Below are 26,679 nucleotides of genomic sequence, written 5' to 3' on the forward strand. Positions count from 1 at the left end.
GGCTCCCTAGACTCACCCCGTGGACTTCTACTCGGCCTACGCCCACGGGTTCGCCCGGGTCGCGGCGGTGACCCTGCCGGTCGCCGTCGCCGACCCGGCGACCAACGCCGCACGCACGATCGAGGAGGCCCGCGCCTGCCACGAGGAGGGCGTGGGGGTGGCGGTGTTCCCCGAGCTCGGCCTGACCGGGTACGCCGTCGACGACCTCTTCCTGCAGGACACGCTCCTGGAGGCGGTGCACGCCGGCATCGCCGCGATCGTCGAGGCGAGCCGCGACCTGCGGCCGGTGATCGTGGTGGGAGCGCCGCTCGTGCACGGCACCCGGGTGCTCAACTGCGCGGTGGTGGTGCACCGGGGCGAGGTCCTCGGGGTGGCGCCGAAGTCGTACCTGCCGACGTACCGGGAGTTCTACGAGCGCCGTTGGTTCGCCCCCGGCGACGACGTCGTCGGCGAGATCACCGTCGCCGGTGCGACCGTGCCGATCGGCGCCGACCTGATCTTCCGGGCGAGCGACGTGCCGCACCTCAACCTCCACGTCGAGGTGTGCGAGGACATGTGGGTGCCGGTGCCGCCGAGCGCCCAGGCCGCGCTCGCGGGGGCGACCGTCCTGGCCAACCTGTCGGGCAGCCCGATCACCATCGCCCGCGCCGAGGACCGGCACCTGCTGGCACGCAGCGCGAGCGCACGGTGCAGCGCGGCGTACGTCTACGCCGCCGCCGGCCAGGGCGAGTCGACCACCGACCTGTCCTGGGACGGCCAGACGATGGTCTACGAGGTGGGCGACCTGCTGGGGGAGAGCGAGCGGTTCCCGGACGGGCCGCGTCGTACCGTCGTGGACGTCGACCTCGACCGGTTGCACACCGAGCGGCTGCGCCAGGGCACCTTCGACGACAACCGCCGGGGGACCGGCCTGGACGCCGACGCCTTCCGGTGGATCGACTTCACCCTCGACCCGCCGACCGGCGACATCGGCCTGCGCCGCAAGGTCGACCGCTACCCCTTCGTGCCCGACGACCCGGCGCGACTGGCGCTGGACTGCTACGAGGCCTACAACATCCAGGTCTCCGGGCTGGAGCAGCGGCTGAAGGCGATCGGCCAGCCGAAGATCGTGATCGGGGTCAGCGGTGGCCTCGACTCCACGCACGCCCTGATCGTGGCGGCCCGCGCGATGGACCGGCTGGGCCGCCCGCGCAGCGACATCCACGCGTTCACGATGCCGGGCTTCGCGACCGGCGACACCACCAAGTCGTACGCGACCCGGCTCTCGCAGGCCCTGGGCTGCACCTTCGAGGAGCTCGACATCAAGCCGGCCGCGCGCACCATGCTGGAGGGGCTCAAGCACCCCTTCGCGAACGGCGAGCCGGTCTACGACATCACCTTCGAGAACGTGCAGGCCGGGTTGCGCACCGACTACCTGTTCCGCCTCGCCAACCACCGCGGCGGGATCGTGCTCGGCACCGGAGACCTGTCCGAGCTGGCGCTGGGCTGGTGCACCTACGGCGTGGGCGACCAGATGTCCCACTACAACGTCAACGCCGGCGTCCCGAAGACCCTCATCCAGCACCTCATTCGCTGGGTCATCGACAGCAACCAGCTCCACGGCGGCGACTACGACGACGCGGCCGACGAGGTGCTCCGCGAGATCCTCGAGCAGGAGATCACCCCCGAGCTGATCCCGACCGAGGAGGGCGAGAAGCCGCAGGCGACCGAGGACTCGGTGGGTCCGTACGCGCTGCAGGACTTCACGCTCTACCACGTGATCCGGCGCGGCTACCGGCCCAGCAAGATCGCCTTCCTCGCCTGGCACGCCTGGCGCGACCAGGCGGCCGGCGAGTGGCCGCCGGGCTTCCCGGAGGAGCGGCGCACGTCGTACGACCTGGCGGTGGTCCGCGGCTGGCTGGAGGTCTTCGTCCGGCGCTTCTTCAGCAGCCAGTTCAAGCGCTCCGCGCTGCCGAACGGCCCGAAGGTGAGCCCGGGCGGCACGATGTCGCCGCGCGGCGACTGGCGGATGCCGTCCGACGCGAGCCCGGCCGCCTGGCTGGCCGAGCTGGAGAACGTCCCGACGACCTAGCCCGGGTGGTGCGTGAGCGGCGCTCCGTGACACCTGCGGCGGGCCACCGGCCGACCCCCTAGGCTGACGCCATGGGCAAGCAAGAGGACTTCGTACTCCGCGCTCTCGAGGAGCGTGACGTCCGGTTCGTGCGGCTGTGGTTCACCGACGTGCTCGGGTTCCTCAAGTCCGTCGCGGTCGCGCCGGCGGAGCTGGAGGGTGCGTTCTCCGAGGGCATCGGCTTCGACGGCTCGGCGATCGAGGGCTTCGCCCGCGTCTACGAGGCGGACATGCTCGCCCTGCCCGACCCGACCACCTTCCAGATCCTCCCGTGGCGCAGCAGCGAGGGTCCGGCGACGGCCCGGATGTTCTGCGACATCGTGATGCCCGACGGCTCGGCGTCGTACGCCGACCCGCGCAACGTCCTCAAGCGCACCCTCGGCAAGGCCGCCGACCAGGGGTTCACGTTCTACACCCACCCCGAGATCGAGTTCTACCTCTTCAAGGACGAGCCGCACGCGGGGGAGGAGCCGGTGCCGGTCGACCGCAGCGGCTACTTCGACCACGCCGCGCACAGCCACGGCTCGGACTTCCGCCGCGAGGCGATCACGATGCTCGAGGCGATGGGCATCTCGGTGGAGTTCAGCCACCACGAGGCCGGACCGGGGCAGCAGGAGATCGACCTGCGCTACGCCGACGCGCTCACCACCGCCGACAACATCATGACCTTCCGCACGGTCATCCGCGAGGTCGCGCTGAGCCAGGGCATCTGGGCGACTTTCATGCCCAAGCCGTTCACCACGCACCCCGGCTCCGGGATGCACACCCACGTCTCGCTCTTCGAGGGCGACCAGAACGCCTTCTACGAGGCGGGCGCGGAGTACCAGCTCTCCAAGACCGGCCGCCAGTTCATCGCCGGGGTGCTCAAGCACGCGGGCGAGATCAGCGTCGTCACCAACCAGTGGGTCAACTCCTACAAGCGGATGATGTTCGGGGGCGAGGCCCCGTCGTACGTCTGCTGGGGGCACAACAACCGCTCCGCCATGATCCGGGTGCCGATGTACAAGCCGATGAAGGGCCAGTCGACCCGGATCGAGCTGCGCACCATCGACTCGGCGTGCAACCCCTACCTCGCGTACGCCGCGGTGCTGGCCGCCGGCCTCAAGGGCATCGAGAACGGCTACGAGCTGCCGCGGGAGGCCGAGGACGACGTGTGGGCGCTGACCGAGCGGGAACGCCGCAGCCTCGGCATCGAGCCGCTCCCTAAGAACCTCAACGAGGCGATCACCATCGCCGAGCACTCCGAGCTGCTCGCCGAGACGCTGGGGGAGCAGGTCTTCGACTTCTTCCTGCGCAACAAGCGCGCCGAGTGGGACGAGTACCGCGGCCAGGTCTCGGTCTTCGAGCGCGACCGCATGCTCCCGGTGTTGTGACCCACGGGCCTGCCTCCCGGGACCGCTGACCGATGAACCGGGCCACCCAGCGCACCGAGCTGCTCCGGCTCGGCTTCGTCGACCTCGACCGCGCACTTGCGGACCTGGACGAGCTGCCGGGCTCGGTGGACCTGCTCGCCTACGTGGGCCGCACCGCCGACCCGGACGCCGCGCTGCGCGGGCTGTGCCGGCTCGCGGACGTGGCCGAGGACCGCGACACGCTGCTGGAGGCGGTGCGCGACGACGAGGGCACGGCGATGCGCCTGCTCTCCGTGCTCGGCGCGAGCTCGGCACTGGCCGACCACCTGGTCAACCACCCGGCGCACTGGCACGAGCTGACCGACCCCGCGCTCGGCTCCACCCGGCCGGCGGCGTGGGCGATGCGCGACGCGCTGCGCGCGGCGGTGGCGGGCAAGCCGGACGCGGAGGCGGTGGACGCGCTGCGGGTCGAGTACCGCCGGCTGCTGCTGCGCCTGGCCGCGCGCGACCTGACCCACCACCTCGGCGTCGACGACGCCGCGGCCGAGCTCTCCGACCTCGCGGCCGGCACCTTGGAGGCCGCGCTGGACGTGGCCCGCGCCCGGATCGGCGAGGACGCGGACCGGACCCGGCTGGCGGTCATCGCGATGGGCAAGTGTGGTGGGCACGAGCTCAACTACGTCTCCGACGTGGACGTGATCTTCGTGCACGACGGCGACGAGCGGGTGGCCGCCCGCCTGGCCGCGCAGATGATGCAGGTCTGCTCCGACCACACCGGCGAGGGCACGATCTGGCCGGTCGACGCCGCGCTGCGGCCCGAGGGCAAGGCCGGTCCGCTGAGCCGGACCCTGGCCAGCCACGAGGCCTACTACGAGCGCTGGGCCGAGGCGTGGGAGTTCCAGGCGCTGCTCAAGGCGCGTCCGGTCGCGGGTGACCTGGACCTGGGCCGGGAGTTCGTGGCGATGGTCGAGCCGATGGTCTGGTCCGCCGCGGACCGCGAGGGCTTCGTCGAGGCTGCCCGCGCGATGCGCCGCCGGGTGCTCGACCACATCCCGGCCAAGGAGGCGGACCGGCAGCTCAAGCTCGGGGCGGGTGGGCTGCGCGACGTGGAGTTCGCGGTCCAGCTGCTCCAGCTCGTGCACGGCCGCGGCGACGAGCGGATCCGCCCGCCCACGACGCTGAGTGCGCTGGCGCGCCTCACCGAGGGTGGCTACGTCGGACGCGAGGACGGCGAGTCGCTGCACCGGGCCTATGCCTTCCTGCGGACCCTCGAGCACCGGATCCAGCTCCACCGCCTGCAGCGCACCCACGTCGTACCGGCCGACGAGGCGTCGCTGCGCCGCCTGGGGCGCAGCCTCGGCTTCTTCAAGGAGGCGGAGAAGCGGCTCGTCGAGACCTGGCAGGACCATCGCCGCGAGGTCAGCCGGCTGCACCAGAAGATCTTCTACCGTCCGCTGCTGACCGCCGTGGCGAAGATGGGCGCCGACGAGGTCCGGCTGTCGTCGGAGGCCGCCGGGGCCCGCCTCGCCGCCCTCGGGTACGCCGACCCGGAGGCCGCGCTGCGCAACCTGGAGGCGCTGACCGCCGGCGTCAGCCGCACGGCCGCCATCCAGCGCACGCTGCTCCCGGCGATGCTGCAGTGGTTCGCCGAGTGTCCCGACCCCGACGGCGGGCTGTTCGGCTTCCGCCGGATCAGCGAGGCCCTGGGCAGCACGCCCTGGTACCTCTCCACCCTGCGCGACGAGGGCGAGGTCGCCGAGCGGCTCTCGCACCTGCTGGCCACCTCGCGCTACTGCACCGACCTGCTGGAGCGCGAGCCCGCCGGCGTCCGGCTGCTGAGCGGCACCCTGGAGCCGCTCGGCTCGGCGGCACTGACCGAGGAGATGCTCGCCAGCGGACGCCGACAGGAGGACCCGGAGAAGGCGATCCGGGCCGTGCGCGCAGTAAGGCGCCGGGAGCTGCTGCGCATCGCCTCCGGTGACGTGCTCGGGCTGACCGACGTCGCCGACGTCGGCTTCGCGCTGACCCGGCTGACGGACGCCACCTTGGAGGCGGCGCTGGATGTCACGATCCGCGCGACCTGCCGTCAACGCGGGCTCGACGAGGCGCCGACCCGGATCGCGCTCGTCGCGATGGGCCGGTACGGCGGCTTCGAGCTCTCCTACGGCAGCGACGCCGACGTGCTCTTCGTCCACGAGCCGCTGCCCGGCGTCGACGCCCACGACGCGGCGACCTTCGCCCGGATCGTCGCCGAGGAGCTGCGCCGGGTGCTCGCCGCCCCCGGCCCGGACCCGGCGTTGGTGGTCGACGCCGACCTGCGCCCCGAGGGCCGCCAGGGGCCGCTGGTGCGCACCCTGGACGCCTACGCCGCCTACTACGCCAAGTGGTCGCACGTCTGGGAGGCCCAGGCGCTGCTCCGTGCCGACGCGGTGGTCGGTGACGCCGGCCTGCGAGAGCGGTTCACCGCGATGATCGACCCGCTGCGCTATCCCGCGGACGGGCTCACCGAGGACGACGTCCTGGAGGTGCGCCGGATCAAGGGCCGCGTCGACAAGGAGCGGCTGCCGCGCGGGGCCGACCCGACGCTGCACCTCAAGCTCGGCCGTGGGGGACTGGCGGACATCGAGTGGACGGTCCAGCTCCTGCAGCTGCGCTTCGGCGCCGACGTACCCGGGCTGCGGACGGCGCAGACCCTCGCCGCCCTGGCCGCCGCCGCCGAGGCCGACCTGCTGACCCGCGACGACGCGGAGACCCTCGGGACGTCGTGGCGGATGGCCTCACGGGTGCGCAACGCGCTGTTGCTGGCCCGCGGCCGGCCCGGCGACCAGTTCCCCCGGGCCACCCTCGAACGGCGTTCGGTGGCCGGCATCCTGGGCTACCAGACCGACGAGACGGACCGGCTGCTCGACGACTACCTGCGGGTCACCCGGCACGCGCGCACGGTGGTGGACCGGGTCTTCTGGGAGTGAGCGCCCGGCCGCGTTGCAGGCGTGCGTCCATCGTGGAAACTCCAGGCCCTCGTGTCCCGTGAGAACCCTCGATGTGTCATGATGGCTTTCGTCGGGCCGCGACCGACCCCCCCAGAGGTCGCGGCCCGACGCCTGTTTTTGGTGACACCTCACGGACCGGTTCTCGTGTGACCCTCGTCCCGCCCGCCGGTTGGACGAAGGCCTGTTCACGTACCTGTGACCGCGAGTAGCGTCCTCTTCGAGGAATGCGAGGTGCTCCGATGATGCTTGCCGCCGAACAGGCGCCACCGGCCGGTGGCGCGGCGCTCGACCAGGTCCTGATCGCCTTCGGGGCCTTCGCCGCGATCTACGTCCCGCTCGGGATCTTCCTGCTCCGCGAGCGCGACGGGAAGCCGACCCTCATCGGCCGTCTGGCCGACCGTGTCTCCGCCTTCGACGGCCTGCCCCGGTGGGCCGGCCTGCCGAGCTACCTCGCGACCCTCTCCCTGATCGCGTGCGCCTTCGGCGTCTACTGGGACGTCCCGATCCACATGCAGAACGGCCGCGACGAGGGGCCGCTGGCCAACCCGTCGCACTTCCCGATCATGTTCGGGATCTTCTTCTTCCTCGCCGCGGGCGTGATCTCGGCGGGGCTCGCGCGCGACCCGCTCCCGCGTCGTACCGTCCGGCTGACGCCGAAGTGGCGGGTCCCGATGGGCACCCTGGTGCTGCTCGGCGCCGGCATGATCGCCGCCGCCGGCTTCCCGGCCGACGACGTGTGGCACCGGCTGTTCGGCCAGGACGTCACCGAGTGGGGACCGACCCATGTGATGATGATCGGCGGCGCCGTCACCTGCATCCTCGCCGTGCCGCTGCTGCTCGCCGAGTCCGCCCAGGTGGGCCGTCCGCCCGCCGCGCGCTGGACCTGGATGGGCGGTCTCGCCACCGGTGGCCTGCGGCTGTTCGGCCGGATCCTCCCGCCCGTACGACGTGAGGCCCCCGAGGCCGCGATCGCCGACCGCGCCGCGTGGTCGAGCCGGGTCTTCCTCACCGTCGTGATGAGCATGTGCATCATCCCGATCGCGTTCCTCATGGAGTTCGACCTCGGGGTGCCGCAGTTCCCGGCCGCGACGATGTTCATCATCTCCGGCTTCCTCACCGGCTGGATCTTCACCGCGGGCCGGCTGTTCTTCGGTCCTGGCGGTGCACTGGTCGCGTGGGCGACGTACACGATCGTGCGGCTGCTGATCTTCACGATCACCCTGCCCGTGCCCGACATCCACCGTGCGCACTGGCTGCTCTTCCTCGGCCCGGCGCTGTGCATCGAGCTGCTCGGCCTGCTCTGGCGCAACCGTGGCCCGGCCTTCGCTGCCGTGGCCGGACTGCTCGCGGGCACCCTGGGCCTGGCCACCGAGTGGTGGTGGATGGACCTCTTCATGCCCTACCCGCTGCCGCCGGGCACCGCGCAGATGCCGCTCATGCTCGGTGTCGGCGGTCTCGCCGCCGCGGGCGGCGGCCTGCTCGGGTGGTCCTTCGCCCGGCACGTCGAGCGGATCGCCGACCTGCCGGCCGCGTCCGCGCCGGTGCGCGACGGGATGGCCGTGCCCGGCCGCTGGCTCGGTACGGCGGGCACCGTCGTCTTCGTCGTGCTGATGGCCTTCTTCGCCCCGCCCTCCAGCGCCGGCGAGGTCCAGGTCGCCAAGGACTGCGACGGCGACGAGTGCCGCACGACCTACGAGCCGGTGGAGGGGACGGACGTGATCATGGGCCACGTCTCCTACGACGAGGACTGCATCGGCACCGACGGCTGCATGACGCGGGTGACCGTGCGCACCGACCCGGTCGACGCGGCCGACGACGCGGTGTGGATCTCCGCGCTGGCCTACCAGGGCCGGCACCGCACCTCGGGCGAGGTCCCCGGCAACGGGATGCTGAGCGTGCCGATGGAGCCGACCGGCCGTGACGGGGAGTTCCGCAGCGGAGAGCCGCTGCCCGTCTACGGCAACTGGAAGGTGCTGGTCCGCCTGCACCTGGCGCCCACGACGATGGTGTCGATCCCGGTGCACATGCCGGCCGACACCGCGATCGACGGGCCGGCCTCGGGCCTGGTGCAGGTCGACGACGGCACCGACGCGGCGTTCGTCCACGAGCCGTTCATGCTGCAGCGCGAGCGCAAGCCCGACGTACCGGTGTGGCTGTGGACGACCATGTACGGCGTGGTGATCGCCTCGTGGCTGGTGCTGCTGGCCTTCTACGGTTGGCTGTTCGCTGCGGCCGCGGGGGCGAGCGGGGTCGTCGCACGCAACGAGGCGGCACCCGCGCCGTAGCCCGGCCGAATCCCGCACCGGTCGCGCAGGGTGAGGCCTGCTGTGGGATTGTTAGGTTATGCAAACCTTGGAAGCCGCGGCGGCGCTGGCGCCCGAGCACGCGCCGGTGGCGCCCTCGGGACGCCGGGGCCGGGTCGCGATCCTGGGGGGCGCGGTCGTCCTGGTGCTGGCCGGGGTGGTCCTCAGCCTGGCGCTCGGCGTGCGGGAGGTCGCCTTCGGTGAGGCCTGGCGCGCGCTGACCGACCCGGTCGTCGGGAACGTCGACCACTCGGTCATCCGCGGCCAGCGCGTCCCACGCACGCTGATCGCGCTGCTCGCCGGCACCGCGCTCGGGCTCGCGGGGGTGGTCAGCCAGGGCATCACCCGCAACCCGCTGGCCGACCCCGGCCTGCTCGGGCTCAACGCCGGTGCCGCGCTCGGCATCGTCGTCGCCGCCACCGCCTTCGGCGTGATGGCGCCGATCGCCTCGGTCTGGTTCGCCTTCCTCGGCGCCGCCGTCGCGGCCGTGGTCGTCTTCGCGGTCGGCAACGGACGTCCGGTGCAGCTCGCGCTGGCCGGCGCGACGGTCACCGCGCTGCTGATGCCGTTGTCCACGCTGGTGCTGTTCCGCGACGTCGACGCGCTCAACGACCTGCGCTACTGGCAGGTCGGCGCCCTCAACGGCCGCGACCTCGACGCGGTCGCCGTGCTGTGGCCCTTCATCGCGGTCGGCGCCGCGCTGGCCTTCTTCGTCGCCCACCGCCTCAACGGCCTTGCTCTCGGCGACGACGTCGCGGCGGCCCTGGGCCAGAGCGTCGGTACGACGCGCGCGCTCGGCGGCCTCACCATCGTCTGCCTCGCCGGCGCCGCGACCGCCCTCGCCGGCCCGATCGCGCTGGTCGGCCTGGCCGTCCCGCACGCCGCGCGTCGCCTGGTCGGCACCGACTACCGCTGGGTGGTGCCGCTGTGCGCGCTGCTCGGCCCGGTGATGCTGATGGCCGCCGACATCGTCGGCCGGCTGGTGAAGTCCGACGAGCTCGAGGCGGGCGTGGTCGCCGCCATCATCGGCGCACCGGTGCTGATCGCCGTCGCCCGCGGCCGACGGGTGGCGGGCCTGTGAGCACCCCCCTCGGCACCACGCCGATCACGCGGATCCGGCGCCGCCACCGGGTGCGCGCACTCACCGTGGTCGTCGTCGGCGCCGTCATCTGCCTCGGGCTGCTGCTCGTCACCTTCGGGCTGGGCGCGGCCGGCGTACCCCCGGGCCGGTCGTTCCCCGCGCTCTTCGGTGTGGGCGACCGCTTCGACCTGCTCGTGGTCCGCGAGCTGCGGCTGCCGCGGGCGGCGGCCGCGGTGCTGGCCGGGATCGCGTTCGGCCTCGCCGGTGCGCTCTTCCAGTCCACGCTGCGCAACAACCTCGCCAGCCCCGACATCCTGGGCATCTCCGGAGGCGCCTCGCTGGGTGCGGTCACCGCCATCGTCGGCTACGGCGCGTCGGGTGCCACCGTCAACCTCGCCGCCTTCGCCGGTGCCCTCGCCACGGCCTTCGCGATCTGGGTGCTGGCCTGGCGCAACGGACTGCACGGCATCCGGTTCGTGCTGGTGGGTGTCGGCATCGCTTACCTCTGCGGCTCGCTGATCTCCTGGCGGCTGGCGGAGACCGAGCTGCGCGACGCGGGCACCGTGCTGCTGTGGACGGTCGGCAGCGTGTCCGACGTCCGCGACGGCACCCTCGGCCTGCTCGCGCTCGGCGTGGCCGTGCTGGTGCTGCTCACCCTGCCGATCGCCCGCGAGCAGCGGGCCCTCGCGCTCGGCGACGAGCACGCCCAGGGCCTCGGCCTGGCGCCGACCCGCTCGCGGGTGCTGGCACTGCTGATCGGCGTCGCCCTGGTCGCGCTCGCCACGGCGGTCGCCGGCCCGATCGCCTTCGTCGCGCTGGTCTCGCCGGCCATCGCCCGCCGGCTCGTCGACGACGGCGGCCCGGCGCTGCTGCCCTCGGCCGTCGTGGGTGCCGCGCTCACCATGGCTGCCGACGTGATCGGCCAGTACGCCCTCCCCGGCGGGATCACCGCGCAGGTCGGCATCGTGACCGGCCTGATCGGCGCGCCGTACCTCCTCCTGCTCCTCGCTCGCAGCGACCGAAAGGCCATCTCATGAGCACCTCGATCACGGCCGAGGGGATCTCGCTCGGCTACCGCGGCCACGCCGTCATCGAGAACCTCGACATCGCGCTGCCGCCCGGCAAGGTGACCGCGATCGTCGGTCCCAACGCCTGCGGCAAGTCGACCCTGCTGCGCGGGCTCGCCCGGTTGCACCCGCTCTCCGCCGGCACGGTGCGCATCGACGGCCAGGACGCGGGCTCGCTCTCGCGGCGCGAGCTGGCCCGGCTGGTCGGCGTCCTGCCACAGTCCTCGATCGCGCCGGACGGGGTGCGGGTCGCCGAGCTGGTGGGCCGCGGCCGGTTCCCGCACCAGGGCTGGTTCGGCCGGCACACCAGCTCCGACGACCGGGTCGTGATGCGCTCGCTGGAGGCGACCGGCGTCGCCGACCTGGCCGAGCGGCGCCTGGAGGAGCTCTCCGGCGGGCAGCGGCAGCGGGTCTGGATCGCGATGGTGCTGGCCCAGGAGACCGACGCGGTGCTGCTGGACGAGCCCACGACGTACCTCGACGTGACGCACCAGCTGGAGCTGCTCGACCTGCTCAGCGACCTCAACGAGGAGCGCGGCACGACGGTCGTGATGGTCCTGCACGAGCTCAACTACGCCGCGCGCTACGCCGACCACATGGTCGTCATGTCCGGCGGCCGGATCGCCGCCGAGGGCGCGCCGGGCGACGTGCTGACCGTGGAGTCGGTGCGTGACGCCTTCGGCCTGGAGGCCGAGGTGGTCCCGGACCCGGTCACCGGGGGACCGCTCGTGGTGCCCAAGGGCCGGACCCGGCGCGGGCTGGCCGACGCGACCCATTAGGCTAGCCTCACCTAATCCCGAGACAACCGAGGAGGAGACGTGCGGATCACGCGCGCCTTCCGCCGGAGCACGGCGCTCGTCGCCGGCCTGGCCACCGTCCTGGCCCTGGCGGCCTGTGGCACCGAAGACACCGACAAGGACGCCGGCGAGACCACGCTCGGCGTCACCGACACGTTCCCGATCACCATCGAGCACGCGTTCGGCTCGACGGAGATCAAGGAGGAGCCGAAGCGCGTCGCCACGTGGGGCTGGGGCTCCACCGAGGCCGCCATCGCCTCCGGCGTCTACCCGGTCGCGATCGCCGAGCAGCTGTGGACCGTCGGCAAGGGCAACCTGCTGCCGTGGGTCGAGGAGGCCTACGACAAGGAGAAGGTCGAGCACCCGACCCTGCTCCCCGACGACGGCTCCGGCTCGACGGTGCCCTACGACGAGTTCATCGCCGCCAAGCCGGACCTGATCCTCGCGCCGTACTCCGGCATCACCGAGGAGCAGTACAAGAAGCTCAGCGAGATCGCCCCCACCGTGGCCTACCCCGAGGCGCCGTGGACGACGACCTGGCAGGACACCATCACGATCACCGCCAAGGCCCTGGGCCGCAGCGAGCACGGTGCCAAGATCCTCTCCGACATCGACAAGTCGCTGGCCGACCAGGCGGCGGCGCACCCGGAGTTCAAGGACAAGACGATCGCCGCGCTCTACCCGGCGCCCTCGACGATCTCGCTCTACACCGAGCTGGACCCGCGCCTGTCGATCCTCACCAAGCTCGGCTTCAAGGTCGCGCCGAGCGTGGCCAAGCTCGACACGTCCAAGGGCGGGTTCTACTTCGACATGAGCTACGAGAAGGTCGACGCGATCGACGCCGACGCCGTCGTCACCTACTTCGACGACGACCAGCAGGCCGCGGCCTTCCTCAAGGACCAGAAGGCGCTCGCGATCCCGGCCGTCAAGGACGGTCACGTCGCGCAGGTCGTCGGCCGGGAGCGGATCTCCGCGGTCTCCCCGCCGACCGCGCTCAGCTTCGACTGGTCCGGCGGCATGCCGGAGCTGGTGAAGCTGCTCTCGGAGGCCGTGCAGAAGTAGCCGGACGGTTCTCGGGAGCCTCGCCGGTCCGAGCCCCTCGCCCTCCCCGGGGCGGGGGGCTCGGCTGTCCCGGTACGACGCTCAGCGGGGCCCGTCGGGGTGGATGCTGCGGGTCTCGGAGCGGGCGTAGCGCCGGGGGAGATGGTCGGAGAGGTAGATCTTGGGCAGCGCCTTGGCGATCGACAGCGCGACGTAGACGACGGTGTTGATCGCCACGAAGGCCGCCAGGATCGCGAACGCGTGCGAGCGGACGAGCGACTCGGGGAAGAGGATGCCGAGCGGCACCAGCAGCGCGCTCATGCCTCCACCCGGTTGCCGCTCGGGGTCTGCACGACGTGCTTCCAGGCCGCTTGGCGCCCGACGGACATGTCGATGATCCCCTTGAGGTAGACGATGTCGAGGAAGAGCGCGTAGGTCAGCTCGGGGAAGAGCGTGGCCGCGAGCAGGCGGGCCTTCCAACCGCCGCGCCACACGGTGATGATCCGCTCGGCGGTGAAGATCAGCCCGGTGCCGACCCAGAACGGGAACCACACCCACTGGTCGAACGAGGTCATCATCAAGAACATCAGCAACAGGTAGGCGAAGAGCGCGATCACGCCGTAGCCGATGCCGAGCTGCTGGGCCCAGTAGCGGAAGGTCGCGGGCCGCATGCCGTACTCCCCGAGGTTCTCCAGGGCACCGCGCTGCCAGCGCAGCCGCTGGGCCCACAGCGCCCGCCAGGTCGGCATCACCTCGGTGACGACGGTGCAGTCGGAGGGGGAGACGATCAGCCCGCCGAGGGTCTTCAGGGCCAGCGTGATCTCGTTGTCCTCGGTGAGCACGAGGGTGTCGTAGACGTCGCCGGGCACACCGGGCAGGATCTTGCCGCGCTGCTCGGCGACCGCCCGCAGCGCCCGCGGGCGGAAGGCGGTCGCGGTGCCGGTGAGCACGAACACCCGGCCCCGGCGGCGGCGCAGGTCGCGGCCGTAGCGGGTGTACTCGTTGCGCTGGAACTGCCCGATCAGGCCCTTGCCCTCCTCGCCGTAGAAGAGCCCGCCGACGGCCATCAGCGCACGGTCGTCGGTCATCCGTCGTACGACGGCGGCCAGGAAACCCGGGTCGAGGGAGGTGTCGGCGTCCATCACCATGACCAGGTCGTTCTCGCCCTGGCCGGGCAGCACCTGCTTGAGGCACTGGTTGAGGCCACCGGCCTTCTTGTGCTTGTTGGCGACCGTCTCGAACACCTCCACGCCCATCGAGCGCGCGATGGCCGGGGTGTCGTCGGTGCAGTTGTCGGCGACCACGATGATCCGCTCGGGCGGGTGCGACTGCGCGAGCAGCGACTCCAGGGTGCCGCGGATCGCGGCCTCCTCGTTGTGCGCGGGCACCAGCACGGTGAGCGTGACCGGGCCGTGGAAGACCCCGCGGGTCTCCGCCATCACCCGCTTGGGTGACAGCGGCAGGCTGTCTCCGTCCTCGCTGCGGCGGGCCCGGTTGGCGATCCGGCGCTCGAGCACCGCGACGCCGGCGGCGAAGAGCAGGGCCAGCCCGGCGGCGAAGGCGAGGGTCGGCAGGGTCGGCGCCTCGGTGTCGTAGAGCAGGTGCCAGACCCCGAAGACGATGCCGTCGGACGGCTCGGCCTGCCCGCTGCGGGTGTCGGAGACCGCCCACCACAGGAGCGCGGCGCCCAGGGCCGCCGTACCGATGATCACAAGTCCCACCGCACGCTGCAGACCGCGCATGGCCGTTCCCTCCGAGAGATCCTGCACTCCAGCCCCTCCTCGACCCTAGGACATCGCCGGGACGGAAACCATCCGGCGACACTCCTCCGATCGGCGCGCGGCCCGCCGATCTGAACGGGCGAGATCCCGCACGGACGCGGGGGAGCACAAGGGCCAGGACGGAGAAGCCATGGGGTCGCGAGCGGACACCGCCGTGGCGCACTGCGCCGCGGCCGGCGACGACCACCTGCGCCTGGTCGTCGAGGCCTCGCCCAGCGCCATGCTCCTCGTCGCCGGCGACGGACGGGTGGTCCTGGCCAACACCGAGGCGGAGCGCTCCTTCGGCTACACCCGCGAGGAGCTGCTGGAGCTGCGCGTGGAGGACCTGGTGCCCCAGCGCTTCCGGCAGCACCACGACCGCACCCGGGAGGAGTACGTCGCCCACCCGTCCCGCCGCGGCATGGGCGTGGGTCGCGAGCTGTACGCCGTGCGCAAGGACGGCACCGAGATGCGGGTCGAGATCGGGCTGAACCCGATCACCATCGGCGGCGAGCGCTTCGTGCTGGCCTCCGTCATCGACATCACCGAGCGGCTGCGCGGGCAGGCGGCGGAGAAGGCCGCGGACGAGAACCTGCTGCGTCGTACGATCCTGGACACGATCCCCTTCTGCGTCCTGGTCACCGACGGCGCCGGCCGGATCGTCACCGCCAACCCCGCGGCCGAGTCGCTGCTGGGCTACGGCCAGGACGAGCTGATCGGGCGCTGGATCACCGACATCGACGCGGTCGAGCGGGCCCGCTACGCCGACGGCACGCCGGCGCTGAGCCGGGTGGGTGCCGACGAGGCCGAGTGGACCTACCTGCACCGCGACGGGTACGCCGTACCGGTCAACGAGGCGATCGTGCCGCTCGCGCTGGGGGAGGAGCCGGGCTTCATCGTCGTCGCCTACGACATCGCGCACCGGATCGAGGCCCGGGAGCGGGTGGAGCACCTGGCCACCCACGACGGCCTGACCAACCTGCCGAACCGCTCGCTGCTGGTGCGCCACCTCGACCGCGCCTTCGACTGCGTGGACCGCTCGCGGCGCCAGGTGGCGCTGCTGCTGCTCGACCTCGACCACTTCAAGCGGATCAACGACTCGCTCGGGCACCACATCGGCGACGAGCTGCTGGTCGTGGTCGCCGAGCGGCTGCTGTCCTGGGTGCGCCAGGGTGACGTGGTGGCCCGGCTCGGCGGCGACGAGTTCGTCATCGTCTTCGACGACCTCGACCCCGCGGTCGACCTGGAGGCCCGGCTCGACGGGCTGCTGACGACGGTGCTGGCGCCGATCGTCGTGCACGGCTACGAGCTGGCGGTGACCGCGAGCATCGGCGGCGCGCTGTACCCCGCCGACGGTGACGACCCGGTCACCCTCCTCAAGCACGCCGACATCGCGATGTACGAGGCGAAGGCCGCCGGCCGCAACACGGTCCGCTGGTTCGAGCACGGGATGCTCGCCGACAACAACGACAAGCTCTCGCTCTCGGCGGCGCTGCGCCAGGCCATCGAGCTCGACGAGCTGTCCCTGGTCTTCCAGCCGCAGATCGAGCTCGGCTCCGGCGAGGTGATCGGTGTGGAGGCGCTGGCCCGCTGGTCGAGCCCGCTGCTCGGCCCGGTGGCGCCGGACCGTTTCATCCCGGTCGCGGAGGACGGCGGCATGATCACCGAGCTGGGCGGCTGGGTGCTGCGCTCGGCCTGCCGGTCGCTGGCGAACATGCAGGAGGAGCTCGGCCGCCGGCTGCGCCTGGCGGTCAACGTCTCGCCGCGCCAGCTGCGTGGGGAGACCTGGCTCGCGGAGATCGCCGACGCGATCACCAGCTCCGGGATCGCGCCCTCGCAGCTGGAGGTCGAGCTCACCGAGGGCATCCTGATCGAGGACCACGGCGACGTCGTCGACATGCTCCAGTCGCTGCGCGACCTCGGCGTGACGATCGTGGTCGACGACTTCGGCCGCGGCTACAGCAGCCTGGCGTACCTGACGAAGTTCCCCATCGACAAGATCAAGATCGACCGCTCCTTCATCTCCGAGATCACCAGCCTGGACACCGACGCCGCGATCGTGGACGCCATCATCGTGATGGCGCACGCGCTCGGCATGACCGTCGTCGCGGAGGGCGTGGAGACCGAGGTCCAGGAGCAGTACCTGCGCGAGCGCGGCTGCGACGAGGTGCAGGGCTACCGCTACAGCCCCGGCGTCCCCGCTGCCGACCTGGTCACCGTCGCCCAGGGGCTCACGCCCGTCGGCTGAGCCCGAACGTCGGTGGCAGGGGACGACGCAGGCCCGAAGCCGGAGGGCGCGACGAAGGAGCAACCGGAGGCGCAGGGATGCGACGTTCCCTGCGCCGGCCGGCTTGCCGCCCGACGGACTGCGACACTCGGCGGACGCGACAGCGGCGCGGCAGCGCGGCGCGAGGGACGAGCGACGCGCTCGCGCCATCAAGCTCAGTAGGACTTGGGGAGCCCGAGCATCGCCGTGCCGATGTGGGCGAGCACGAGCTCCTCGGCGACCGGGATGTTCTTGGCGATCCGGGCGTCGCGGAAGATCCGCTCGACGGGGTACTCCTTGGAGTAGGCCATCCCGCCGAGGGTCTGGAAGGCCTGGTTGGCGGCCTCCCAGCCGACCTGGGCGCCGGTGAGCTTCGCGACGTTCGCCTCGTTGCCGCAGGGGCGGCCCTGGTCGAAGAGCCAGGCCGCCTGGTAGGTCATCAGCCGGCCGAGCTCGGTCTTCGCCTTGATCTGGGCCAGGGGGAACTGCAGGCCCTGGTTGGCGCCGATCGGGCGGCCGAAGACGACCCGCTCGCGGGCGTAGTCGCTGGCGATGCGGAGCGCGGCGTCCGCCGTACCGACCCCGCCGGAGGCGGCCAGGATCCGCTCGGGGTTGAGCACGTCCCACAGCACGGCGAAGCCGGCGTCGACCTCGCCGATCACGTTCTCCGCCGGCACCCGTACGTCGTCGAGGAAGACCTGGCTGGAGTGCAGGATGTTGCTGCCCATCTTCGGGATCGGCGTGTAGGACAGCGTGCCGGCGGCGAGCGCCTCCTTCACGTCGACGAGGAAGAGGGTGAACCCGGCGGTGCGCGGCAGGCCGTGCTCCTTGGTCTCCGCCGCGGGGATGGTGCGGGTGACGGCGACCATCCAGTCGGCGTTCTCGACGTTGGAGATCCAGACCTTCTGGCCCTTGATGAGGAAGTCTGCCGCGTCCCCTGAGCCTGTCGACGGGTCACGGCGTGCCTGGGTCTTGATCTCGATCGCGTTGCTGCCGGCGTCGGGCTCGGTCAGCGCGAGGCAGAACTGCAGGCTGCCGTCGGCCAGACCGGGGAGGATCCGCTGCTTCTGCTCCTCGGTCCCGTGGCGGGTCAACGTCATCGCGCCGAAGCCGGGGGTGGTGACGTAGAAGAAGGTGCCCGCGACGCCGCCGGAGGCGCACAGGGTCATGTTCGCGACGGCCAGCTCGAGCAGGCCCTGCCCGCCGCCGCCGTACTCCTCGGGGACGCAGAGGCCGAACCAGCCGCCGGCGCCGAGGTCGTCGAAGACCTCCTGTGGGAAGCGGTGCTCCTCCTCGCAGCGCGACCAGTAGGCGTGTTCGTACTTGGCGGCGACGGCGGCCACGCCCTCCCGGACGGCGAGGGCGGTGTCGGGCAGGTCGAAGTCCATGGGGCTCCTCGGGGCGAGCGGGCGGTCAGACGAGGGGACGGCCGAGGCGGCGGCGCAGGCGCATGTCGGCGAGCCAGAGGTTGAACGGGAAGATCCGCAGCACGCGGGGGAGCACCCGCTCGAGCCGGCCGAGGGCGCGCAGCATCCGGTCGAAGCGGCGCTGCTGGCGCCGGGTCCACGACAGGCCCATCGCGTCACGGAAGAGCGGCGGCAGGAAGCCGGTCGTGACGAAGACCAGGAACGGCGCCATCAGCCGGAACGGCGCGGGGAAGTTCTGCAGGGTGGTCAGCTGCATGAGGTACTCCGCCACGTCCGGGTCGATGTCGACCTCGGCGAGCGAGTCCTCCCAGTAACGGTCGAAGGCGGCACGGTCGGCGGGCCAGGCCTCGGCCGGCATCTGCAGGGTGGTGCCGAAGCGGGCGCAGTGGGCGTAGAGCGCGTCCGCCTCGGCCTCCGGCAGCGGGCCGTGCATCTTCTCGATCATGTCGATCGTGCCGTAGTAGAGGCAGGCCGCGACCCAGGTCTGCAGCCGCGGGTCCATCGCCTTGTACTGCACCTTCTCGCCCGGCCGCGAGTAGACCTGCGCGTGCTGGCGGTTGACCTCCTTGCGGAAGGCGGTCCGGTCGGCATCGCTGCCGAGCAGCGCGACGGCGAGGTAGGTGAAGGTGGTCCGCCCGCGCTTGAAGGGCCGCTTCATCGCCGAGCCGTCCTCGACCCGGCTGTTCATCACGCCGTGCCCGACACCGGGCCAGCTGAGCTGCATGATCACGTTGGCGGGTCCGGCGAGGTGGGCGCCGAGCCCGGACACGTGGTCGCGCATGTCGAACCCGTCGGGGACGGGCAGGTCGCGCACCTTCGCGCTGCGGGAGGTGGTGGCGGAGCGGGTCACGGCACCCAGGCTAGACCCTTATTGGCAGCCTGCCAATAGGCTAGGCTCCTCCCATGAGCGAGGTCGCCCGCCGCCAGCGGCTCTCCCCGGACCAGCGCCGCGAGCAGATCCTGCTCGCGGCCGAGCGACTCTTCGCCGAGCGGCCGTACGTCGAGGTGTCCACCACCGAGCTCGCCGCCGCGGCCGGCGTCGCGCGGGGCCTGCTCAACCACTACTTCGGCGACAAGCGCGCCCTCTACCTGGAGGTCGTACGACGCGCCGCGCTGCTGCCGGAGATCGGGGACGTCGCCCTGCCGGCCGGCTCGCTCGCCGAGCGCGTCGACGCGGCCGTGCACTGGTTCCTCGGCTCGATCACCCCGGAGCGGGCGACCTACCTCACCGTCGGCGCGGCCGAGGGGATCGGCGACGACGCGGAGGTGCGCGCGATCCTCGACGGCGCCCACGACCTGGCCGCCGGGCGGGTGCTCGAGCTCGTCGGCGGCGACCCCGCGGACGCCGCCGCACGGGCGGCGGTCCGGGCGTTCGGCGAGCTGGCCCGCGGGGCGATCCGGGAGTGGTCCCGGGCCGGGACGCTCACCCGCGAGCAGGCCCACCTGCTGCTGCGCGAGTCCCTGCTGACGATCGTGCAGCGCGTGCTGCCGGGGCTCTGAGGTCGCGCCGCGCGGCCCGCTTGGCGTCGTACATCGCCTGGTCGGCGCGGTTGACCAGGCTGCGGGGCGTGCAGCCGGGCTCGGAGACGGCGGTGCCGATGCTCGCCGTGATCCGGTCGTACGGCGCGTCCGAGGCCTGGCCGTAGGGCTGACCCACCGCCCGGCGGATCCGCTCGGCGCACAGCTCCAGCTCGCGGGGGTCGGTGAGCCCGCGGTGCAGCACGACGAACTCGTCGCCGCCGAACCGGGCCACGGTGTCGCCCGGCCCGGTCACCGCGACCAGGCGCCGGGCGATCTCGACGAGGAGCAGGTCGCCCTCGTCGTGCCCCCAGGCGTCGTTGACGACCTTGAAGCCGTCGAGGTCGAGCACCACGACCCCGACCGTGCCGGCGCCGCCGGTCGCGAGCGCGCGCTCCAGCCGCTCGGTCAGCAGGGTGCGGTTGGCGAGGCCGGTGAGCGGGTCGTGCAGGGCGAGGTGGCGCAGCTGCCCGATCAGGTCGTTGCGGGAGTCGCGGAAGAGGGCCAGGGTCAGCACCACCAGGGTCAGGCAGGCGACCATGCCCTGCGCGAGGAGGGCCTGCTCGCGGATGGAGATGCCGCGCAGCGCGCCCCGGTCGAGCAGGGTCGCCCACACGATCGAGATGCCGGCGGCGAGCAGGAAGAGCGTGGCCACCGTGGTGGAGAAGCGCAGGGAGACCCACATCGCGGGCACCATCACCGCGAAGGCCAGCGGCAGGCCGGGGTTGAACCAGAACACCCGCGCGAAGACCCAGACGACCACCGCGAGGCAGGCGACGCTCTCCAGCACCCGGGCGCCGGTCGGCTCGGGCCGGCGCCAGGTCGCGTGCCGCAGGCGCAGCGCCACGGCGACCCCGGCCAGCACCGCCATCGCGTTGCGGACGGCGAAGAGGGCGAAGGTCTCGCGCAGGTCCTCGTGCCCGGTGGCGGCGAAGAAGACGACCGCGAGGCCGGCCGCGACCAGCGTGCCGGCGGCGACCGCCACGACCAGCCGGCCCAGGTCGGCCGGGTCGCGCAGCGCGACCGGACGCTCGCCGTACCGCAGCACGACGGTGACGACGGCGGCCATGGCGAGGTTCACGCCGACGAACCACACGGCGAGCGACATGCTGGCGCCGGTGGTCAGGTTGACCCCGCAGGTCAGCACGCCGAGCAGGACCCAGTGCGTCGTCCCGGCCCGGCGAGGAAGGCTGCTGGCGTAGAGCCCCCAGAGCACCGCGACCGCAGCAGCCGGCCAGGCGAGCGAGATCTCGCCGCCGTCGACGCGCGTGGACCGTCCGACCAGGATCGCGATCGAGTACGCCGCGCCCAGGCCCAGAGCGGGCAGCACGGCCCGGACGGCACGTCCCGTCACGGTTCCACTCCACTTCCGTCGGCGGCTCGGGTACCTGTCCATCGGCTGTGCCGAGCCCCATCGGAGGAGTCCGGACCAACCTTCGACCAATCTCGGCGTGCCATGGTCGTGTGACGACCTTCACTGCTCTCGGGAGTTCGCACATGGGGAAGACATCGCGGCGCGAGCCTGCCGCAAAGCTCAGCCGGCGCTCGTTCGTCGGGTACGTCGTCGGAGGCACCACGCTCATGGTGGCCGCCGACCTGACCCTCGGGGTCGACCCGGCCCAGGCACTGCCGATCCCGTCGGTGCCGCAGGTGCCGGAGCTCTACGACCTCAACGACTTCCTGACGCACTGCGCGCTGCCGACGTCGGGCCTGGTCGGGATCACCCTCGACGCCCAGGGCGACGCGCACTTCGCGCTGCCGCGGATGGAGGTCGGCCAGGGCATCACCACCGCGATGGCGATGCTGGTCGCCGACGAGCTGGACCTGCCGATCGAGCGGGTGCACGTGACGCTCGCCCCGGCTCGCAGGGAGCTGCTCTTCAACCAGCTCACGGGCGGCTCGAACACGATCGTCTCGCTCTACACCCCGGTCCGGGTCGCCGCCGCGGTCGCCCGCAAGGCCCTGCTCGACGCGGCGGCCATCCAGCTCGGTGCGCTCGTGGACACGCTGGTCACCAAGGCCGGCGTGATCCTGGCACCCGGCGGCGCCTCGGTGTCCTACGCCGACGTGGCGAGCGCCGCCGCGGCGCCGGCGACCAAGAAGGTGCGGGTCCGGCTCAAGACGGCCTCCGAGCGCACCCTGGTCGGTACGCCGCAGCGCCGGATCGACGCCCTCGACGCGGTCACCGGGCGCAAGCAGTTCGCGATGGACCTCGACGTCCCCGACGCGCTGCCCACGATGGTGTGCCGCGCGCCCGGGCTCAACGGCACCGCCCGATCGGTGCGCAACCAGGCGGCGGTGACGGCGATGCCGGGCGTCACCCACGTCGCGGTCATCCCGACCGGGGTGGCCGTGCGGGCCCGGACCTTCGGGCAGTGCATCGACGCGGTCCGCGCGCTCGACGTCGAGTGGACCGCCGGCACCGTGCCCGGCAAGAACGCCGACGACATCCACCGGGAGCTGCGCCGCGCGGAGCTGCCGCTCGTCGTGCCCAAGCTGGGGACCACCTCGGTCGACGGTGCGTTCACCTTCCACTTCCGCAGCGGGTCGGCGCTGGAGCCCAACTGTGCCGTGGCCGACGTACGGGCCGGGCGGGCGACGATCTGGGGCGGGCTGAAGTCGCCGATCGACGCCCAGTCCAAGGTCGCCAAGGCACTCGGGCTGCCGCAGGACCGGGTGACGGTCAACGTGGTGCAGGGCGGCGGTTCCTTCGGGCGCAAGCTGTTCAGCGACGCCGCGATCGAGGCCGCGCACGCCTCGAAGGCGTTCGGCGTGCCGGTGAAGCTGATGTGGCACCGGGCCGACGAGCCGCGGCAGGGCCGCGTGCACCCGATGGCGACGTCGCGGATCCGCGCGACGGTGCTGGCCGGCAGCGTGATCAGCTTCGAGCAGCGGCACACCAGCGTGCCCACCGACTTCACCCACGGCCTGGGGGAGCGGCTGACCGCGGAGGTGGCGGCGCTGCCGACCGGGCTGGCCAACCTCGGCTTCTCGGAGACGATCTTCCTGCTCACCCAGGAGCTGCCCTACAACTTCGGGGTGATCACCCAGCTGCTCAACGAGCCGGACCCCGCGCCGGACCGGTTCAACACCAGCTCGGTGCGCAACATCTACTCACCCGACGTCGCCACGGCCAACGAGCTGATGGTCGACCAGGTCGCGGCCCGGCTCAAGCAGGACCCGGTGGCCTTCCGGCGCGCCTACCTCAAGAGCCGGGTCGTGAAGCGGGTCCTGAACCGCGCGGCGGAGCTGGGGGAGTGGGGCAAGGCGATGCCGGCCGGTACGGCGCAGGGGATCGCGATCCACAAGGAGTACAAGGGCGCCACCGCCGTCCTGGTCGAGATCGACTGCCGACCCGAGACGGTGGACCGCAAGGTCCGCGACGCCGTCACCGGGCCGCGGGTCACCCGCGCGACGGTCGTCGTCGACGCCGGTGTGGTGATCAACCCCGAGGGGGTGAAGGCGCAGATGATGGGTGGCTTCTCCGACGGGCTGGCCCAGGCGCTGACCTACTCCAACCACCTCGTGGACGGGCACTTCCTCGAGGCCAGCTGGGACAACTCGGCCTACACCCGGCAGTGGAACGTCCCCTTCGAGTTCCACTGCGAGGTGCTGGACTCCGAGAGCCGGGAGCCCGGCGGCGTCGGCGAGGCCGGGGTGGCGGCGTCGATGGCGGCCGTCGCGTGCGCCTACGCCCGCGCGACCGGGACGTTGCCCACCGAGTTCCCGATCAACTTCCGGGCCCCGCTGCACTTCGAGCCCAAGTCCTTCGTCCCGCCCGTCCCGGAGTCGCCGACCGACGGCCTCCGCCACACGTTCTGAGGTCGCCATGCCGAAGCACACCTTCCAGCTCAACGGCGAGACCGTGACCGTCGACGTCGAGGACGACGTCCGCATCCTGTGGGTGCTGCGCGACGTCCTCGGCGTGACCGGCCCGAAGTACGGCTGCGGGATCAACGTCTGCAAGGCCTGTACGTCGCACATCAACGGCAAGGCGTTCAACCCCTGCTCGGTGCGGGTCGACGCGATCGGCGCCGACGACGAGATCACCACCATCGAGGGGCTCGCCGACACCGTCCCCGGCGACGGCCTGCACCCGATGCAGGACGCCTGGCTGGAGCACGACGTCGCCCAGTGCGGCTACTGCCAACCGGGCCAGATCATGGCCGCGGTGGCGCTGGTCAACAAGGTCCGTGCCGAGGGCCGGGCGATCAGCGAGGACGACCTCGACTCGATCCGCAACGTCTGCCGGTGCGGGACCTACTCGCGGATCCGCGAGGCGGTGCGCACCGGCGAGGCGGCGATGGGCTGAGCCGGGGTCAGCACTCGATCACGTTGACGGCGAGGCCGCCGCGCGAGGTCTCCTTGTACTTGGTGTGCATGTCGCGACCGGTGTCGCGCATCGTCCTCAGCGCCTTGTCGAGGCTGACCTTGTGCGAGCCGTTGCCGTGGCAGGCGAGCCGGGCGGCGTTGATCGCCTTCACCGACGCGATCGCGTTGCGCTCGATGCAGGGGATCTGCACCAGCCCGCCGATCGGGTCGCAGGTCAGGCCCAGGTTGTGCTCGATGCCGACCTCGGCGGCGTTCTCGACCTGCTCGGGGGTGCCGCCGATCAGCTCGCAGAGGGCGCCTGCGGCCATCGCGCAGGCCGAGCCGACCTCGCCCTGGCAGCCCACCTCGGCGCCGGAGATCGAGGCGTTGGTCTTGGCGAGGATGCCGATCGCCGCGCCGGTGAGCAGGAACCGGACGATGCCGTCGTCCCGCTCCGCCGCGCTCAGCCCGGGGGCGACGAAGCGCACCCAGTAGTGCAGGACCGCCGGCACGATGCCGGCCGCGCCGTTGGTCGGCGCGGTGACGACCCGGCCACCGGAGGCGTTCTGCTCGTTGACCGCGAGCGCGAACAGGTTCACCCAGTCCAGCACGTCGAGCGGGTCGCTCCCGCCGCGTGCGGTGAGGTCCGCACGCAGCCGGGGTGCCCGGCGGGGCACCTTGAGCCCGCCGGGGAGCACGCCCTCGCGGCGGCAGCCCTCCTCGACGCAGTCCTCCATGACCCGCCAGATGTCGAGCAGGCCGGCGCGCACCTCGGCCTCGGTGTGCCAGGTCAGCTCGTTGGCCAGCATCACGTCGGAGATCCGCAGGCCGGTGCGCTCGCAGACCTCCAGCAGCTCGGCGCCGGTCGTGAACGGGTGGGGGAGCACGGTCTCGTCCTCGACCACCCGGTCCGCGCCGATCCGGTCGTCGTCGACGACGAAGCCGCCGCCGACCGAGTAGTAGGTGCGGCTGCGCAGCTCGGTCCCGGCGGCGTCGTAGGCGGTGAAGACCATGCCGTTGGGGTGGGCCGGCAGCGATCGGCGCCGGTGCATGACGACGTCGTCGGCGGTGAAGCCGATGGCCCGGCCGTCGGGGAGCGTCAGCCTCCGCCGCTCGTGGACGGCGGCCACCCGCTCGTCGTACGTGCCGGTGTCGGTGGTGGCTGGGTCGTCGCCCTGCAGGCCGAGGACGACGGCCTTGACCGAGCCGTGGCCGTGGCCGGTGGCGCCGAGCGAGCCGAACAGCTCCGCCCGCACCCGGGCGACCTCGGGCTCGCCGGCCAGGCCGTGCGCGAAGAGGGCGGCCGCCCGCATCGGGCCGACCGTGTGCGAGGACGACGGCCCGATGCCGATCGAGTAGAGGTCGAACGTGCTCAGCGCCATCCGGTCAGCCCCGGGTAGAGCGGGAAGCGCTTGGCGAGCGCGGAGACCCGGCCGGCCAGCGCCGCGGTGAGGTCGGCCGACGGGGTGCGGCTCAGCGCGGTGGCGATGATGTCGCCCACGGCCGCGAACTCCTCCGCGCCGAAGCCGCGGGTGGCCAGCGCGGGCGTGCCGATCCGCAGCCCCGAGGTCACCATCGGCGGCCGGGGGTCGAAGGGCACCGCGTTGCGGTTGACCGTCAGCCCGATCGAGTGCAGCCGGTCCTCGGCCTGCTGCCCGTCGAGCTCGGAGTCGCGCAGGTCGACGAGGACGAGGTGGACGTCGGTGCCGCCGGTCAGCACGCTGATCCCCGCCGCGCGCATCTTCTCGGAGCCGAGCTTGGCCGCGAGGATCCGGGCGCCCTCCAGGGTGCGCTGCTGACGCTCGGCGAACTCCTCGGAGGCCGCCATCTTGAAGGCCACCGCCTTGGCGGCGACGACGTGCTCCAGCGGGCCGCCCTGCTGGCCGGGGAAGACCGCGCTGTTGATCCGCTTCGCGAGGTCCGCACGACTGAGGATCACCCCGCCGCGCGGGCCGCCGAGGGTCTTGTGGGTGGTCGTGGTGACCACGTCGGCGTGCGGCACCGGGCTCGGGTGCAGGCCCGCGGCGACCAGTCCGGCGAAGTGGGCCATGTCGACCATCAGGTAGGCACCGACCAGGTCGGCGATCCGGCGGAACTCCGCGAAGTCCAGGTGGCGGGAGTACGCCGACCAGCCGGCCACGATCAGCGAGGGCCGATGCTCCAGGGCGAGCCGCTCGACCTCGGCCATGTCGACGCGGAAGTCGGTCTCGTCCACGTGGTAGGCCACCACGTGGTAGAGCCGGCCGGAGAAGTTGATGCGCATCCCGTGGGTGAGGTGCCCGCCGTGCGCCAGGTCGAGACCGAGGATCGTGTCGCCGGGCTGGAGCAGCGCGAACATCGCGGCGGCGTTGGCCTGCGCGCCCGAGTGCGGTTGCACGTTGGCGGCCTCGGCGCCGAAGAGCGCCTTCACCCGGTCGATGGCGAGCTGTTCGACCACGTCGACGTGCTCGCAGCCGCCGTAGTAGCGGCGGCCGGGGTAGCCCTCGGCGTACTTGTTGGTGAGGACCGAGCCCTGCGCCTCCATCACCGCGACCGGGGCGGAGTTCTCCGAGGCGATCAGCTCCAGGGTGTCCTGCTGGCGGGCCAGCTCGGCACCGATCGCGGCGTGCACCTCCGGGTCGTACGACGCCAGGGGCTCGTCGAGCGTGCTGCCCAT

The 26,679-nt window shown here is 72.4% G+C and carries 19 protein-coding genes; 12 read left to right on the forward strand and 7 right to left on the reverse strand.

Going from position 1 to position 26,679, the window contains the following annotated elements; genetic code table 11:
- Nucleotides 1–19: 19 nt before the first annotated feature.
- The 8 genes from MRBLML1_RS11600 to MRBLML1_RS11635 all read left to right on the forward strand — a co-directional run bounded on the left by MRBLML1_RS11600 (nucleotide 20) and on the right by MRBLML1_RS11635 (nucleotide 12,762).
- A complete protein-coding gene (locus MRBLML1_RS11600; protein ID WP_364515905.1) occupies nucleotides 20–2,071 on the forward strand; it encodes an NAD(+) synthase in 2,052 nt (683 codons plus the stop codon).
- A gap of 71 nt (nucleotides 2,072–2,142) precedes the next feature.
- Nucleotides 2,143–3,483: a type I glutamate--ammonia ligase gene (glnA, locus tag MRBLML1_RS11605; protein WP_364515907.1), complete on the forward strand. Its 1,341-nt coding sequence runs from the start codon at nucleotides 2,143–2,145 to the stop codon at nucleotides 3,481–3,483.
- A 32-nt stretch (nucleotides 3,484–3,515) separates the two neighbouring features.
- Entirely contained in the window at nucleotides 3,516–6,431 is a 2,916-nt protein-coding gene (locus MRBLML1_RS11610) for a bifunctional [glutamine synthetase] adenylyltransferase/[glutamine synthetase]-adenylyl-L-tyrosine phosphorylase (RefSeq protein WP_364515909.1), read from the forward strand.
- A 260-nt stretch (nucleotides 6,432–6,691) separates the two neighbouring features.
- Nucleotides 6,692–8,737 (forward strand): hypothetical protein, encoded by a 2,046-nt coding sequence (locus MRBLML1_RS11615; protein WP_364515911.1) that lies wholly within the window; start codon nucleotides 6,692–6,694, stop codon nucleotides 8,735–8,737.
- A 58-nt stretch (nucleotides 8,738–8,795) separates the two neighbouring features.
- Nucleotides 8,796–9,836, forward strand: coding sequence for a FecCD family ABC transporter permease (locus tag MRBLML1_RS11620; protein ID WP_364515913.1), 1,041 nt, complete (start codon nucleotides 8,796–8,798; stop codon nucleotides 9,834–9,836).
- On the forward strand, nucleotides 9,833–10,873 hold the full coding sequence (locus MRBLML1_RS11625; RefSeq protein ID WP_364515915.1) for a FecCD family ABC transporter permease: 1,041 nt from the start codon (nucleotides 9,833–9,835) through the stop codon (nucleotides 10,871–10,873). Before MRBLML1_RS11620 ends, MRBLML1_RS11625 begins: the two co-directional genes overlap by 4 nt.
- Nucleotides 10,870–11,682, forward strand: a complete 813-nt coding sequence (locus MRBLML1_RS11630; RefSeq protein WP_364515917.1) for an ABC transporter ATP-binding protein — start codon at nucleotides 10,870–10,872, stop codon at nucleotides 11,680–11,682. The genes MRBLML1_RS11625 and MRBLML1_RS11630 overlap by 4 nt, the downstream gene beginning before the upstream one ends.
- Before the next feature lie 39 nt (nucleotides 11,683–11,721).
- Nucleotides 11,722–12,762, forward strand: coding sequence for an iron-siderophore ABC transporter substrate-binding protein (locus tag MRBLML1_RS11635; protein WP_364515919.1), 1,041 nt, complete (start codon nucleotides 11,722–11,724; stop codon nucleotides 12,760–12,762).
- Nucleotides 12,763–12,843: 81 nt separating this feature from the next.
- On the opposite strand, the gene MRBLML1_RS11640 is transcribed toward MRBLML1_RS11635, so the two are convergent.
- Both MRBLML1_RS11640 and MRBLML1_RS11645 read right to left on the reverse strand, forming a co-directional pair.
- On the reverse strand, nucleotides 12,844–13,062 hold the full coding sequence (locus MRBLML1_RS11640) for a hypothetical protein (protein ID WP_364515921.1): 219 nt from the start codon (nucleotides 13,060–13,062) through the stop codon (nucleotides 12,844–12,846).
- Nucleotides 13,059–14,483 (reverse strand): glycosyltransferase, encoded by a 1,425-nt coding sequence (locus MRBLML1_RS11645; RefSeq protein WP_364515923.1) that lies wholly within the window; start codon nucleotides 14,481–14,483, stop codon nucleotides 13,059–13,061. The genes MRBLML1_RS11640 and MRBLML1_RS11645 overlap by 4 nt, the downstream gene beginning before the upstream one ends.
- Before the next feature lie 169 nt (nucleotides 14,484–14,652).
- On the opposite strand from MRBLML1_RS11645, the gene MRBLML1_RS11650 reads away from it, so the two are divergent.
- Nucleotides 14,653–16,749 (forward strand): putative bifunctional diguanylate cyclase/phosphodiesterase, encoded by a 2,097-nt coding sequence (locus MRBLML1_RS11650; RefSeq protein WP_364515925.1) that lies wholly within the window; start codon nucleotides 14,653–14,655, stop codon nucleotides 16,747–16,749.
- Between the two features lie 194 nt (nucleotides 16,750–16,943).
- Here MRBLML1_RS11650 and MRBLML1_RS11655 read toward each other — a convergent pair whose 3' ends face one another.
- Together MRBLML1_RS11655 and MRBLML1_RS11660 are read right to left on the reverse strand one after the other, a co-directional pair.
- Nucleotides 16,944–18,155 carry an acyl-CoA dehydrogenase family protein gene (locus MRBLML1_RS11655; protein ID WP_364515927.1) on the reverse strand — a complete coding sequence of 404 codons (1,212 nt, stop codon included), beginning with the start codon at nucleotides 18,153–18,155 and terminating at the stop codon, nucleotides 16,944–16,946.
- Nucleotides 18,156–18,180: 25 nt separating this feature from the next.
- Nucleotides 18,181–19,044 (reverse strand): oxygenase MpaB family protein, encoded by an 864-nt coding sequence (locus MRBLML1_RS11660; RefSeq protein WP_364515929.1) that lies wholly within the window; start codon nucleotides 19,042–19,044, stop codon nucleotides 18,181–18,183.
- A gap of 53 nt (nucleotides 19,045–19,097) precedes the next feature.
- Between MRBLML1_RS11660 and MRBLML1_RS11665 the strand changes: the two genes are divergently transcribed.
- Nucleotides 19,098–19,694, forward strand: a complete 597-nt coding sequence (locus MRBLML1_RS11665; RefSeq protein WP_364515931.1) for a TetR/AcrR family transcriptional regulator — start codon at nucleotides 19,098–19,100, stop codon at nucleotides 19,692–19,694.
- Here the strand turns inward: MRBLML1_RS11665 and MRBLML1_RS11670 are convergent.
- A complete protein-coding gene (locus tag MRBLML1_RS11670; RefSeq protein WP_364515933.1) occupies nucleotides 19,618–21,066 on the reverse strand; it encodes a diguanylate cyclase domain-containing protein in 1,449 nt (482 codons plus the stop codon). The two genes, MRBLML1_RS11665 and MRBLML1_RS11670, sit on opposite strands and share 77 nt — an antisense overlap.
- 143 nt (nucleotides 21,067–21,209) lie before the next feature.
- Here MRBLML1_RS11670 and MRBLML1_RS11675 point away from each other — a divergent pair, with 143 nt between their 5' ends.
- Together MRBLML1_RS11675 and MRBLML1_RS11680 are read left to right on the forward strand one after the other, a co-directional pair.
- Complete coding sequence (locus MRBLML1_RS11675) at nucleotides 21,210–23,534, forward strand: molybdopterin cofactor-binding domain-containing protein (RefSeq protein ID WP_364515936.1); 2,325 nt, start codon at nucleotides 21,210–21,212, stop codon at nucleotides 23,532–23,534.
- Nucleotides 23,535–23,541: 7 nt separating this feature from the next.
- Complete coding sequence (locus tag MRBLML1_RS11680; RefSeq protein ID WP_364515938.1) at nucleotides 23,542–24,024, forward strand: (2Fe-2S)-binding protein; 483 nt, start codon at nucleotides 23,542–23,544, stop codon at nucleotides 24,022–24,024.
- Between the two features lie 7 nt (nucleotides 24,025–24,031).
- Here the strand turns inward: MRBLML1_RS11680 and MRBLML1_RS11685 are convergent, their stop codons facing one another.
- The gene (locus MRBLML1_RS11685) at nucleotides 24,032–25,405 is read right to left on the reverse strand and encodes an L-serine ammonia-lyase (protein WP_364515940.1); all 1,374 of its coding nucleotides are present in this window, start codon (nucleotides 25,403–25,405) and stop codon (nucleotides 24,032–24,034) included.
- On the reverse strand, nucleotides 25,396–26,679 hold the full coding sequence (glyA, locus tag MRBLML1_RS11690; RefSeq protein ID WP_364515942.1) for a serine hydroxymethyltransferase: 1,284 nt from the start codon (nucleotides 26,677–26,679) through the stop codon (nucleotides 25,396–25,398). The genes MRBLML1_RS11685 and glyA overlap by 10 nt, the downstream gene beginning before the upstream one ends.

Source organism: Nocardioides sp. LML1-1-1.1, assembly GCF_040676175.1.
Taxonomy (GTDB): Bacteria; Actinomycetota; Actinomycetes; order Propionibacteriales; family Nocardioidaceae; genus Nocardioides.